This window comes from Pseudomonas sp. SYWMCR5 (genome assembly GCF_057197165.1).
This window is the reverse complement of the sequence record NZ_JBXUNH010000001.1, coordinates 941565-954505: the sequence shown is the minus strand read 5'-3', so window position 1 is coordinate 954505 and position 12941 is coordinate 941565. Positions and strand designations below refer to the sequence as shown.

The following is a 12941-nucleotide window of genomic DNA, read 5'->3' as shown; positions in this document are numbered from 1 at the left end:
GCTACAGGCGCTCGTCGGATTACTGCAGGCGCTTGGCCAGCCAGTCGTGGATATCGCTCAGTTCCTCGACCACCACTTCGTGTTCCATGGGGTATTCGTGCCAGCGTGCGGCGACGCCCCAGGTGTTCAGATACTCGAAGGCCGTACGGCCCATCGACGGGATCACCACCGGATCGTGCACACCGTGCAGGCACAGGGCCGGGGTGCGTTGCTGGCAGGCGCTGAGCTGATGGCCTTCGTTGAAGGTCGGGGCGTAGGTGGACAGGGCGATCACCCCGCCCAGCGCTTCCTGCCACTTTATATAGGCGGTGTGCAGCACCACGGCGCCGCCCTGGGAAAAACCGGCGAGGATGATCCGCGACAGATTGATGCCCTTGGCCTGTTCGGCCTTGATCAGCGCGATGACCTGGTCGGCCGATTCTTCAAGCTGCGTCTCGTCGATAGCCCGGGCCGGGGTCATGGCCTTGATGTCGTACCAGCTCGGCATGGCATAGCCGCCGTTGATGGTGACGGGGCGGGTTGGCGCCTGGGGCATGATGAAACGGGTACTTGGCAGACGTTCCTGCATGAATTCGGCCACCGGTAGGAAGTCGTAACGGTCGGCTCCCAGGCCGTGCAACCAGATCACACAGGCGTCGGCGGTCTTCTGGGGTTCGAGAATCAGCGGGTTGGTCATGACTGCTCCGAAAAAGTGCGTAAGAACTTATTGAGTGCGTAAAAAGAAGGCGCTGGTGGTTAGTGCCATAAAAAGATGTCGCAACTCTACAACTTTACCCCTTGACGCATGCTTAAACGCTTAAGGCGGTAACTATGGTACGCGCTTTGCTACGTTCGTACCGATGCGATGGACGGGGGCCTGAACGGTAACACCCGCCCACGTGGATGGAAGGCTGTCACAGAACAGCCCATTGCGCCAATTGACCCAAAAACAAGCCAACAAGGGTCGGATGCGCCTCATAAGGGTGCGGTGCAATTCCGGCTCGGTACAACAAGAGCATTTGGAGGTTGTTGATGAAGATGTTGAAAACCACGCTGGCAGTCCTGACCGCTGCCGCCACCCTGGGCACCGTGGGCGCCGCCCAGGCTGGCGCTACGCTCGATGCGGTACAGAAGAAGGGCTTCGTCCAGTGTGGCGTGAGCGACGGCCTCCCGGGCTTCTCCGTCCCTGACGCCCAGGGCAAGATCGTCGGCATCGACGCCGACGTCTGCCGCGCCGTGGCTGCCGCCGTGTTCGGCGACGCCACCAAGGTCAAGTTCAGCCAGCTCAACGCCAAGGAGCGCTTCACCGCGCTGCAGTCCGGCGAAGTCGACGTACTGTCGCGCAACACCACCTGGACCAGCTCGCGTGACGCTGGCATGGGCCTGGTGTTCGCCGGTGTCACCTATTACGACGGCGTAGGCTTCCTGGTGAACAAGAAGCTGGGCGTTTCCAGCGCCAAGGAACTCGATGGCGCGACCATCTGCATCCAGGCCGGTACCACCACCGAGCTGAACGTCTCCGACTACTTCCGCGCCAATGGCCTGAAGTACACCCCGATCACCTTCGACACCTCCGACGAGAGCGCCAAGTCGCTGGAATCCGGTCGTTGCGACGTGCTGACTTCCGACAAGTCGCAGCTCTACGCACAGCGCTCCAAGCTGGCTGCCCCGACCGAGTACGTGGTGCTGCCGGAAACCATTTCCAAGGAGCCCCTGGGCCCGGTCGTGCGTAAAGGCGACGAAGAGTGGTTCAGCATCGTCAAGTGGACCCTCTACGCCATGCTCAACGCAGAAGAAGCAGGCGTGACCTCGAAGAACGTCGAGGCCGAAGCCAAATCCACCAAGAACCCCGACGTCGCTCGCCTGCTGGGTGCCGACGGCGAGTACGGCAAGGACCTGAAGCTGCCCAAGGACTGGGTGGTGCAGATCGTCAAGCAAGTGGGCAACTACGGTGAAGTGTTCGAGAAGAACCTGGGCAAGAGCACCCCGCTGGAAATCGACCGCGGCCTGAATGCCCTGTGGAACAACGGCGGCATCCAGTACGCACCGCCTGTGCGCTGATGGCTGCCCCCCGCGACGGCATCCGGCCGTCGCGGGTCGTTCGACTCCCTTCTTTTCGGGGCATTTCATGCAAAATCATATCGGCGCACGGAAAGGGTTATCCCTGAGCGATCCACGTGTGCGCGCGTGGCTGTTCCAGATCATCACGGTCGTGGCCGTGATCGGCCTGGGCTGGTACCTCATCCACAACACCCAGACCAACATGCAGCACCGAGGGATTACCTCGGGCTTCGACTTTCTCGAGCGCAGTGCCGGTTTCGGCATCGCCCAGCACCTGATCGGCTACACCGAAGCCGACACCTATGCACGGGTGTTGCTGGTCGGCCTGCTCAATACCCTGCTGGCAAGCGTCATCGGCATCATCATCGCCACCGTGCTTGGCTTCGTCGTCGGCGTTGCCCGGTTATCCTCGAACTGGGTGATCAGCAAGCTGGCGGCGGTGTATGTCGAGACCTTCCGTAACATTCCACCGCTGCTGCAGATCCTGTTCTGGTACTTCGCGGTATTCACCGCGCTGCCGGGGCCACGGGGCAGCATCAATATCGATGACCTGTTCTTCATCAGCAGCCGTGGCGTGAACATGCCGGGCGCTTCCATCGGCGAAGCTTTCTGGCCGTTCGTCGTGGCGCTGCTGCTGGCGGTCGTGGCAATCGCCCTGATGGTGCGCTACGCCAACAAACGCTTCGATGAAACCGGTCAGCCGTTCCACAAGTTCTGGGTGGGGCTGGCGCTGCTCTTTGGCATTCCCGGCGTCTGCGTGTTGCTGTTCGGCAACCCGCTGCAGTGGGAAGTGCCGCAGCTCAAAGGTTTCAACTTCGTCGGCGGTTGGGTGCTGATTCCCGAATTCCTCGCGCTGACCCTGGCGCTGTCGATCTACACCGCCGCCTTCATTGCCGAAATCGTGCGCGCCGGTATCCGCTCGGTCAGCCATGGCCAGACCGAAGCCGCCCGTTCGCTGGGCCTGCGCGAAGGTCCGACCTTGCGCAAGGTGATCATTCCGCAGGCGATGCGGGTGATCATCCCGCCGCTGACCAGCCAATACCTGAACCTGACGAAGAACTCGTCGCTCGCGGCGGTCATCGGCTATCCGGAACTGGTGTCGCTGTTTGCCGGTACGGTGCTGAACCAGACCGGCCAGTCGGTCGAGGTCATGGCGATCACCATGGGTGTGTATCTGACGATCAGCATCAGCATCTCGTTGCTGATGAACTGGTACAACAAGCGCATTGCGCTGATCGAGCGGTGAGGACAGGCGCATGACTTCCCATGTTTTCAAACCCGATATGCCGCCACCGGTGAAGACCGTCGGCGTGCTGGCGTGGATGCGCGCCAACCTGTTTTCCAGCTGGATCAATACGCTGCTGACCCTGTTCGCGGTCTACCTGGTCTGGCTGATCGTGCCAGCACTGTTGCAGTGGGCGTTCCTGGACGCCAACTGGACGGGCACGACCCGCGCCGACTGCACCAAGGACGGCGCTTGCTGGGTGTTCATCCAGCAACGCATCGGCCAGTTCATGTACGGCTATTACCCGAGCGAGTTGCGCTGGCGGGTCGACCTGACCGTGTGGCTGGGCGTGATCGCCGCGGCACCGCTGTTCATCCGCCGCTTCCCGCGCAAGGTGCCCTACGGTATTGGTTATCTGGTGCTGTATCCGATCCTCGCCTACCTGCTGTTGCACGGCGGCAGCTTCGGCCTGACGCTGGTGCCGACCTCGCAATGGGGCGGGCTGATGCTGACCCTGGTCATTGCCACCGTGGGCATCGCAGCGGCCTTGCCGTTGGGCATTCTGCTGGCCCTCGGTCGGCGTTCGAGTATGCCGGTGGTCAAGGCGGTCTCGGTGACCTTCATCGAGTTCTGGCGCGGCATTCCACTGATTACCGTGCTGTTCATGTCGTCGGTGATGCTGCCGCTGTTCATGCCCGAGGGCACGAGCTTCGACAAGCTGCTGCGGGCGATGATCTTCGTGATCCTGTTCGAGTCGGCCTACATCGCCGAGGTGGTTCGCGGCGGCCTGCAGGCGATTCCCAAGGGGCAGTACGAGGCAGCCGCGGCGATGGGGCTGGGCTATTGGCGTGCCATGGGCCTGGTGATCTTGCCGCAAGCCCTGAAGCTGGTGATCCCCGGCATCGTCAACACCTTCATCGCGCTGTTCAAGGACACGAGCCTGGTGATCATCATCGGCCTGTTCGATCTGCTCAACAGCACCCGGCAAGCCACGGCAGACCCTGCCTGGCTTGGCATGGCGACCGAGGGCTACGTATTCGCGGCCCTGGTCTACTGGATTTTCTGTTTCGGTATGTCCCGCTACTCCATGCACCTGGAGCGCAAGCTGGACACTGGCCACAAGCGTTAGGAGTTTCGAAATGAGTGAAGCGATCAAGCAGCCCGCCGGCCCCGAAGGCATCATCCAGATGCAGGGCGTGAACAAGTGGTATGGCCAGTTCCATGTGCTCAAGGATATCAACCTGAACGTACGCCAGGGCGAGCGCATCGTCCTGTGCGGGCCGTCCGGCTCGGGCAAGTCCACCACCATCCGTTGCCTGAACCGGCTGGAAGAGCACCAGCAGGGGCGCATCGTCGTCGATGGCGTCGAGTTGACCAACGACCTCAAGCAGATCGAGGCGATCCGCCGTGAAGTCGGCATGGTGTTCCAGCACTTCAACCTGTTCCCGCACCTGACCATCCTCGAGAACTGCACCCTGGCACCGATGTGGGTACGCAAGATGCCCAAGCGCAAGGCCGAGGAAATCGCCATGCATTACCTGGAGCGTGTGCGTATTCCAGAGCAGGCGCACAAGTTCCCGGGGCAGTTGTCCGGTGGCCAGCAGCAACGTGTGGCCATTGCCCGCGCGCTGTGCATGAAGCCCAAGATCATGCTGTTCGACGAGCCGACGTCGGCACTCGATCCGGAGATGGTCAAGGAAGTGCTCGACACCATGGTCGGCCTGGCAGAAGACGGCATGACCATGCTCTGCGTGACCCACGAGATGGGCTTTGCCCGCACCGTGGCGAACCGGGTGATCTTCATGGACAAGGGGGAGATCGTCGAGCAGGCCTCGCCGGATGACTTCTTCGACCGGCCGCGCAGTGACCGGACCAAGTTGTTCCTGAGCCAGATCCTGCACTGATATGACTGGGGCCGCAAAGCGGCCCCATGTTGCTGTTACTTTTCTTCTTTGGTCGCCACCGGCGCTGGTGGCGGCCGCAGGCCCACCTCGGCAATCAGCTTCAGTTGCTTGCCATTGCGCATCACTTCGATGCTGATCTTCTCGCTCGGTTTGATCCGCGCGACCTGGTTCATCGACTTGCGACCATCGCCGGCCGGCTCGCCATTGATGCTCATGATTACGTCACCCAGTTGCAGCCCCGCACGCTGGGCCGGGCCGTCGCGGAAAATGCCGGCGACCACGATACCCGGACGCCCCTGCATGCCGAACGACTCGGCCAATTCCTCGCTCAATGGCTGCACCTCGATGCCCAGCCAGCCTCGAATCACCTGGCCATGTTCGACGATCGACTTCATCACCTCCAGCGCCAACTTGGCGGGAATGGCGAAACCGATGCCCTGCGAACCACCGGATTTGGAGAAGATCGCGGTGTTGATGCCGATCAGATTGCCGTTGGCGTCGACCAGCGCACCGCCGGAGTTGCCCGGGTTGATGGCCGCGTCGGTCTGGATGAAGTCTTCGTAGTTGTTCAGCCCCAGCTGGTTGCGGCCGGTGGCGCTGATGATGCCCATGGTCACGGTCTGGCCGACACCGAAGGGGTTGCCGATGGCCAGGCAGACATCGCCGATGTGGATGTTGTCGGAGCGGCCGATGGTGATGGCGGGCAGGTTCTTAAGGTCGATCTTCAGCACCGCGAGGTCGGTTTCCGGGTCGCTGCCGATGACCCGGGCCAGGGTCTCGCGGCCATCCTTGAGCGCTACCACGATCTGGTCGGCACCACTGGTCACGTGGTTGTTGGTCAGCAGGTAGCCTTCGGGGCTCATGATCACCGCCGAGCCCAGGCTCGATTCCCAGCGTCGCTGCTTGGGCAGGTTGTCGCCGAAGAAACGGCGGAACTGCGGGTCTTCGAACAGCGGATGGGCGCTCTTGTTGACCACTTTGGTGGTGTACAGGTTGGCGACGGCGGGCGCCGCCAGGGTGACGGCGTCGGCATAGCTGACCGGGCCCTGCATGATCCGCGAAGTCTGCGGTGCCTGTTGCAGGTTGACGTCCTGGCTGGGCAGGCCGACCCATTCCGGGAAACGCTGGATGATCAGTGCGGCGATCAGTACACCGGTGAGCAGGGGCCAGCCAAAGTAACGCAAAGCCTTGAGCATCGAATGAATCCTGGAAATAGGGCGAGGGCCGTGGTGCAAACGCGCGCGATCATACACCTCGGTGATCGGCGATGGTATGGATTGCGGTGCAGCCTTCGCGGACAAGTCGGGGCGCCGGTTTCCCCGAACCCGGCGACGGCCCATAATGGCGCTCAGTATACGAGGCCTGGCGCCCGTTGAAGCACCGAATTACAAGGAGATTTTTCCATGGCCGTCGCCCTGAGCACCCTGGTCGAGGAAGCCGAGCGCTACCTGTCCAGTGCCAAGATCCAGGATTATTGCCCCAACGGCCTGCAGGTCGAGGGGCGTCCGCAGGTCAGCCGTATCGTCACGGGCGTCACGGCCAGCCAGGCCTTGCTCGACGCTGCAGTCGAAGCCGAGGCCGACCTGGTGCTGGTCCACCACGGCTACTTCTGGAAGGGCGAGAGCCCATGCATCACCGGGATCAAGCAGCGGCGCATCAAGACCCTGCTCAAGCATGACATCAGCCTCCTGGCGTTCCACCTGCCGCTGGACGTGCACCCTGAGGTGGGCAATAACGTGCAGCTGGCGCGCCAGCTCGACATCACCGTCGAAGGCCCGCTCGATCCCGAAAACCCTCGAGTGGTCGGCCTGATCGGCTCCCTCGCCGAGCCCATGTCGGCCGGCGATTTCGCCCGCCGCGTGCGCGAAGTCATGGGCCGCGAGCCGCTCGTAGTCGAGGGCGAGGGGACGATTCGCCGGGTGGGGTGGTGCACCGGTGGCGGCCAGGGCTATATCGACAACGCCATCGCCGCGGGTGTCGACCTGTTCATCAGCGGAGAGGCCTCCGAGCAGACCTACCACAGTGCGCGCGAGAACGGCATCAGCTTCATCGCTGCGGGGCACCATGCCACCGAACGCTACGGGGTGCAGGCGCTGGGCGACTACCTGGCCAAGCGCTTTGCCCTGGAGCACCTGTTCATCGATTGCCCGAATCCAATCTAGTCGGGCGGGGCCCTGTAGCAGGCTCAGCCCGCGACAGGGTCCTCAAACCCCCAGTCATATCATTAGACCGTTTCGATCTAGCAGCCCTCCTAAATAGAATCAGGCGCTGTGATAAAGTGGCTCGCTCGAACACGGCCCGCTGGCCGTCCATAAGATCGTTTTTCGTGAGTAGCCATGGTCGACAAACTGACGCACTTGAAACAGCTGGAGGCGGAGAGCATCCACATCATCCGCGAGGTGGCCGCCGAGTTCGACAACCCGGTGATGCTGTACTCGATCGGCAAGGACTCCGCCGTGATGCTGCACCTGGCGCGCAAGGCCTTCTTCCCGGGCAAGCTGCCGTTCCCGGTGATGCACGTCGACACCCAGTGGAAATTCCAGGAGATGTACCGCTTCCGCGACAAGATGGTCGAGGAAATGGGGCTGGAGCTGATCACCCACGTCAACCCCGAGGGTGTGGCGCAAGGGATCAACCCCTTCACCCACGGTAGCTCCAAGCACACCGACATCATGAAGACCCAGGGCCTGAAGCAGGCGCTCGACAAGCATGGTTTCGACGCCGCCTTCGGTGGCGCGCGCCGCGATGAAGAGAAGTCGCGGGCCAAGGAGCGCGTCTACTCGTTCCGCGACAGCAAGCACCGCTGGGACCCGAAGAACCAGCGTCCGGAGCTGTGGAACGTCTACAACGGCAAGGTCAACAAGGGCGAGTCGATCCGCGTCTTCCCGCTGTCGAACTGGACCGAGCTGGACATCTGGCAGTACATCTACCTCGAAGGCATCCCGATCGTGCCGCTGTACTTCGCTGCCGAGCGTGAAGTCATCGAGAAGAACGGCACCCTGATCATGATCGACGACGATCGCATCCTCGAGCACCTCAGCGCCGAGGAAAAGGCACGTATCGTCAAGAAGAAGGTGCGTTTCCGTACCCTGGGCTGCTACCCGTTGACGGGCGCTGTCGAGTCCGAAGCCGAAACGCTGACCGACATCATTCAGGAAATGCTTCTGACGCGTACTTCCGAGCGTCAGGGCCGAGTCATCGACCACGATGGCGCCGGCTCCATGGAAGACAAGAAACGTCAGGGCTACTTCTAACTTCAGGGTTACTCCATGTCGCACCAATCCGATTTGATCAGCGAAGACATCCTCGCTTATCTGGCTCAGCACGAGCGCAAAGAACTGCTGCGTTTCCTCACCTGCGGCAACGTGGATGACGGCAAGAGCACCCTGATCGGGCGCCTGCTGCACGACTCCAAGATGATCTACGAGGACCACCTCGAGGCCATCACCCGTGACTCGAAGAAGTCCGGTACCACGGGCGAGGAAGTCGACCTGGCGCTGCTGGTCGATGGCCTGCAGGCCGAGCGCGAGCAGGGCATCACCATCGATGTCGCCTACCGCTACTTCTCCACCGCCAAGCGCAAGTTCATCATCGCCGACACCCCGGGCCACGAGCAGTACACCCGCAACATGGCCACCGGCGCCTCGACCTGCGACCTGGCGATCATCCTGGTCGATGCCCGCTACGGCGTGCAGACCCAGACCCGCCGCCACAGCTATATCGCCTCGTTGCTGGGCATCAAGCACATCGTCGTCGCGATCAACAAGATGGACCTCAAAGGCTTTGACGAGCAAGTCTTCGAGTCGATCAAGGCCGACTACCTGAAGTTCGCCGACGCCATCGACCTGAAGCCGTCGAGCCTGCACTTCGTGCCGATGTCGGCGCTCAAGGGTGACAACGTGGTCAACCGCAGCGAGCGCTCGCCGTGGTACACGGGCCCGGCGCTGATGGAGATCCTCGAGACCGTCGAGGTTTCGGCTGACCGCAACGTCACCGATCTGCGTTTCCCGGTGCAGTACGTCAATCGTCCGAACCTGAACTTCCGTGGCTTCGCCGGCACCATCGCCAGTGGCGTGGTGCACAAGGGCGACGACATTGTGGTGCTGCCGTCGGGCAAGAGCAGCCGGGTCAAGTCCATCGTCACCTACGAGGGCGAGCTGGAGAACGCAGGCCCAGGCCAGGCCGTGACCCTGACCATGGAAGACGAGATCGACATCTCCCGTGGTGACCTGCTGGTGCATGCCGACAATGTCCCGCAGGTGGCCGACCAGTTCGACGCCATGCTGGTGTGGATGGCCGAGGAGCCGATGCTTCCGGGCAAGAAGTACGACATCAAGCGCGCCACCAGCTACGTGCCGGGCTCGATTGCCAGCATTACCCACAAGGTCGATGTGAACACCCTGGAGCAGGGCGCCGCCAGCGCGCTGCAACTGAACGAGATCGGCCGGGTCAAGGTGTCGCTGGACGCCGCCATTGCCCTGGACGGCTACGACAGCAACCGCACCACCGGTGCGTTCATCGTCATCGATCGCCTGACCAACGGCACCGTGGGCGCCGGCATGATCATCGCCCCGCCGGTGCTGCCGCACGGCAGCACTGGCCAGCATGGCAAGCTCGCCCACGTCTCCACCGAGGAGCGCGCCCTGCGCTTCGGCCAGCAGCCGGCCACCGTGCTGTTCAGTGGCCTGTCGGGCGCCGGCAAGAGCACCCTGGCCTATGCCGTGGAGCGCAAGCTGTTCGACATGGGCCGTGCGGTCTATGTGCTCGACGGCCAGAACCTGCGCCATGACCTGAACAAGGGCTTGCCGCAGGATCGCGCCGGTCGCACCGAGAACTGGCGTCGTGCCGCTCACGTGGCGCGTCAGTTCAACGAAGCCGGCCTGCTGACCCTGGCCGCCTTCGTCGCCCCGGATGCCGAAGGCCGCGAGCAGGCCAAGGCGCTGATCGGCAAGGAACGCCTGGTGACCGTCTACGTCCAGGCTTCGCCGCTGGCGTGCCGCGAGCGTGACCCACAGGGCCTGTATGCCGCCGGTGGCGACAACATCCCGGGCGAAAGCTTCCCGTTCGACGTGCCGCTGGATGCTGACCTGGTGATCGACACCCAGAGCACCAGCGTCGAGGAAGGTGTGAAGCAAGTGCTGGATGTGCTGCGCCAGCGCGGCGCGATCTGACGCCCGATGCTGCACCAGAAACCCCGCTTCGGCGGGGTTTTCTGTTGAGGGCCAGACCCGTTCAGGCCAGCCCATTGTCCTGCCGCCACGTCATCACCTTTTGAACAATGCTGTTCGCCGACTCGCTTGTGCCTGATTCAGGGTGATAGATGAGGTCTGACCCCTTCGGGTGAGCGGTGATGTCGATGAAGTGCTCCAGCAACCCATCCTGGAAACTTGCCGAACCTTGTGCGGTGATCAGCACTTCGACCAATGATTCGAACTCGTCAGGTGCGTAGTCGCTCAACTGCTGCCTGAAGGTGATCATTCCTCGACCTCCGAGGACAGCGCATATTGCAGGGCGCTCATGATTCGCATGTTGTCCATGTCGTACACCACTGCGCTGAGCGCTGGTGGCAAAAGATGGCAGATCTGGTAGGAGCGCAAGCCTCTGGCCGTTTCTCCGAAGGGCGCGCGAGGTGCCCAGCCTTTCTTGATTCGGTTCAATTGCGATTCGACAAATTGCTTCGAGAGTACCGGGTCTTCGGCGATGGTCATCCAGAAGGTGCTGGAGAACTGGTCGAAGCTTGTGAAATGTTGCCCGGCGAGCTTTTGGGCGATGTGGGTGGGGATGGGTGTGGCCATGTCGTTCGGGCTCCTTGTGCACGACAGGGTGAGGTGCCCCATGATCAACGCTTGGTCAGCCAGGGAATAGATTCCGATTGCCGAGTTCTGCGCGGGTTGTTTTCTTGTGCCGAGTCAGAAAACTCCGCTACTGGTGTCGTCCAGGGCTGGCACCCTGTGCAAGACGCCTAGATATGCTTCTCCCCCACCGGAATCACCCGCCTTTCCTTCACCGCCTTGTACGAAAAACTCGAATAGATCTCCTTCACCCCGGGCAGTGTCTGCAGCACTTCGCGGGCGAATTCGCCGAAAGACTCCAGGTCCCGCGCGAGGACCTCCAGGAGAAAGTCATAGCGCCCCGAGATGTTGTGGCAGGCGACGATTTCCGGGATTTCCATCAGGCGCTTCTCGAAGGCGCGGGCAGCGTCCTTGTTGTGCGATTCCATCATGATGCTGACGAACGCTGTGACGCCAAAGCCCAGAGACTTGGGCGAAAGGATGGCCTGGTAGCCGGTGATATAGCCGCCTTCTTCCAGCAGCTTGACCCGCCGCCAGCAAGGCGAAGTGGTCAGGGCAACCTGGTCGGCGAGTTCGGCGACGGTGAGGCGGGCGTTGTCCTGCAGGGCGCCGAGCAGGGCGCGGTCGGTTCGGTCCAGAGGGGCTGGCATGGTGTGCCCTTTTTTCGGTCTGATTGTTGTTTTTGTTCCAGAACTGCCGATGTTCACGGGGCAATTTGGAAAAAAATCCGGGGTGCCAAGGCATAAGCTTAGAACAAACAACAAGGAGGCTGTTGTCATGCGCGCTGCCGTCGATAAGACCGGTTTTTCCACGCGGGCCATTCACCATGGCTACGACCCGCAGTCCCATGGTGGCGCGCTGGTGCCGCCGGTCTACCAGACCGCGACCTACGCTTTCGAAAGCGTCGAGTATGGCGCGGCCTGCTTTGCCGGAGAGCAGTGCGGACACTTCTATAGTCGGATCTCCAACCCGACCCTGGCCCTGCTGGAGCAGCGCATGGCGTCGCTGGAGGGCGGCGAGGCGGGGCTGGCCCTGGCCTCGGGCATGGGTGCCATCACCTCGACGATGTGGACCCTGCTGCGCCCGGGGGATGAGCTGATCGTCGGCGACACCTTGTACGGTTGCACTTTTGCTTTCCTGCACCATGGCATCGGCGAGTTTGGCGTGAAGGTGCGGCATGTTGACCTGAACGATCCGGTCGCGCTCGAGGCGGCGATCACTTCCAGCACGCGGATGATCTATTTCGAGACCCCGGCCAACCCCAACATGCACCTGGTGGACATCGCCGCCGTGGTAGGTGTGGCGCGCCGGCATGACCTGCTGGTGGTGATCGACAACACCTATTGCACCCCCTATCTGCAACGCCCGCTGGAGCTAGGCGCGGACCTGGTGGTGCATTCGGCGACCAAGTACCTCAGTGGCCACGGCGATATCACCGCCGGGCTGGTGGTGGGGCGCAAGGCGCTGATCGACCGCATTCGCCTGGAAGGCTTGAAGGACATGACCGGCGCCGTGCTGTCGCCGCACGACGCATCGCTGCTGATGCGCGGTATGAAAACCCTGGCCCTGCGCATGGAGCGCCATTGCAGCAATGCCTTGCGCGTGGCGCAGTTTCTGGAGCGTCATCCACAGGTCGAGCTGATTCATTACCCGGGCCTGCCGAGCTTTGCGCAGTTCGGCCTGGCGCAGCGGCAGATGCGTTTGCCGGGCGGGATGATTGCCTTCGAACTCAAGGGCGGCATCCAGGCGGGGCGACGCTTCATGAACGCGTTGCAGTTGTTCTGCCGCGCGGTGAGCCTGGGGGATGCCGAGTCATTGGCGCAGCACCCGGCGAGCATGACCCATTCGAGCTACACGCCCGAGGAACGAGCGCAGCATGGGATCTCCGAGGGGTTGGTGCGGTTGTCGGTGGGCCTGGAGGATGTCGACGACCTGCTGGCGGATCTTGGGCAGGCCCTCGGGAGCCGTGTTTGAGTTAAG

Annotated in this window: 13 protein-coding genes; 8 read left to right on the top strand and 5 right to left on the bottom strand. The window is 62.3% G+C overall.

Going from position 1 to position 12941, the window contains the following annotated elements:
- Nucleotides 1–19 precede the first annotated feature (19 nt).
- Nucleotides 20–676, bottom strand: a complete 657-nt coding sequence (locus AC2CGW_RS04520; RefSeq protein WP_411383197.1) for an alpha/beta hydrolase — start codon at nucleotides 674–676, stop codon at nucleotides 20–22.
- A 335-nt stretch (nucleotides 677–1011) separates the two neighbouring features.
- Between AC2CGW_RS04520 and AC2CGW_RS04515 the strand changes: the two genes are divergently transcribed.
- The 4 genes from AC2CGW_RS04515 to AC2CGW_RS04500 all read left to right on the top strand — a co-directional run bounded on the left by AC2CGW_RS04515 (nucleotide 1012) and on the right by AC2CGW_RS04500 (nucleotide 5169).
- Nucleotides 1012–2040: an amino acid ABC transporter substrate-binding protein gene (locus AC2CGW_RS04515; protein ID WP_411383196.1), complete on the top strand. Its 1029-nt coding sequence runs from the start codon at nucleotides 1012–1014 to the stop codon at nucleotides 2038–2040.
- A 67-nt stretch (nucleotides 2041–2107) separates the two neighbouring features.
- Complete coding sequence (locus tag AC2CGW_RS04510; protein WP_484573587.1) at nucleotides 2108–3286, top strand: amino acid ABC transporter permease; 1179 nt, start codon at nucleotides 2108–2110, stop codon at nucleotides 3284–3286.
- A 10-nt stretch (nucleotides 3287–3296) separates the two neighbouring features.
- On the top strand, nucleotides 3297–4394 hold the full coding sequence (locus AC2CGW_RS04505; RefSeq protein ID WP_186668105.1) for an amino acid ABC transporter permease: 1098 nt from the start codon (nucleotides 3297–3299) through the stop codon (nucleotides 4392–4394).
- Between the two features lie 10 nt (nucleotides 4395–4404).
- Nucleotides 4405–5169, top strand: coding sequence for an amino acid ABC transporter ATP-binding protein (locus AC2CGW_RS04500; protein ID WP_054893975.1), 765 nt, complete (start codon nucleotides 4405–4407; stop codon nucleotides 5167–5169).
- A gap of 35 nt (nucleotides 5170–5204) precedes the next feature.
- On the opposite strand, the gene algW is transcribed toward AC2CGW_RS04500, so the two are convergent.
- Nucleotides 5205–6365, bottom strand: coding sequence for a Do family serine endopeptidase AlgW (gene algW, locus AC2CGW_RS04495; protein WP_186668103.1), 1161 nt, complete (start codon nucleotides 6363–6365; stop codon nucleotides 5205–5207).
- 207 nt (nucleotides 6366–6572) lie between these two features.
- Here algW and AC2CGW_RS04490 point away from each other — a divergent pair, with 207 nt between their 5' ends.
- The 3 genes from AC2CGW_RS04490 (at nucleotide 6573) to cysN (ending at nucleotide 10340) form a co-directional block, all read left to right on the top strand.
- Nucleotides 6573–7331: a Nif3-like dinuclear metal center hexameric protein gene (locus AC2CGW_RS04490; RefSeq protein WP_186668101.1), complete on the top strand. Its 759-nt coding sequence runs from the start codon at nucleotides 6573–6575 to the stop codon at nucleotides 7329–7331.
- 174 nt (nucleotides 7332–7505) lie between these two features.
- Nucleotides 7506–8423, top strand: a complete 918-nt coding sequence (gene cysD, locus AC2CGW_RS04485) for a sulfate adenylyltransferase subunit CysD (RefSeq protein ID WP_186668093.1) — start codon at nucleotides 7506–7508, stop codon at nucleotides 8421–8423.
- Nucleotides 8424–8438: 15 nt separating this feature from the next.
- The gene (gene cysN / locus AC2CGW_RS04480; RefSeq protein WP_186711346.1) at nucleotides 8439–10340 is read left to right on the top strand and encodes a sulfate adenylyltransferase subunit CysN; all 1902 of its coding nucleotides are present in this window, start codon (nucleotides 8439–8441) and stop codon (nucleotides 10338–10340) included.
- A gap of 61 nt (nucleotides 10341–10401) precedes the next feature.
- Here cysN and AC2CGW_RS04475 read toward each other — a convergent pair whose 3' ends face one another.
- From AC2CGW_RS04475 to AC2CGW_RS04465, 3 genes are all read right to left on the bottom strand, one after another.
- A complete protein-coding gene (locus AC2CGW_RS04475; protein ID WP_484573586.1) occupies nucleotides 10402–10647 on the bottom strand; it encodes a bacteriocin immunity protein in 246 nt (81 codons plus the stop codon).
- Nucleotides 10644–10964, bottom strand: a complete 321-nt coding sequence (locus AC2CGW_RS04470) for an S-type pyocin (RefSeq protein ID WP_197891824.1) — start codon at nucleotides 10962–10964, stop codon at nucleotides 10644–10646. The genes AC2CGW_RS04475 and AC2CGW_RS04470 overlap by 4 nt, the downstream gene beginning before the upstream one ends.
- A 167-nt stretch (nucleotides 10965–11131) precedes the next feature.
- On the bottom strand, nucleotides 11132–11611 hold the full coding sequence (locus AC2CGW_RS04465) for an Lrp/AsnC family transcriptional regulator (protein ID WP_186718757.1): 480 nt from the start codon (nucleotides 11609–11611) through the stop codon (nucleotides 11132–11134).
- A 127-nt stretch (nucleotides 11612–11738) separates the two neighbouring features.
- Between AC2CGW_RS04465 and AC2CGW_RS04460 the strand changes: the two genes are divergently transcribed.
- Nucleotides 11739–12935 carry a methionine gamma-lyase gene (locus AC2CGW_RS04460; protein ID WP_484573585.1) on the top strand — a complete coding sequence of 399 codons (1197 nt, stop codon included), beginning with the start codon at nucleotides 11739–11741 and terminating at the stop codon, nucleotides 12933–12935.
- Nucleotides 12936–12941: the final 6 nt, after the last annotated feature.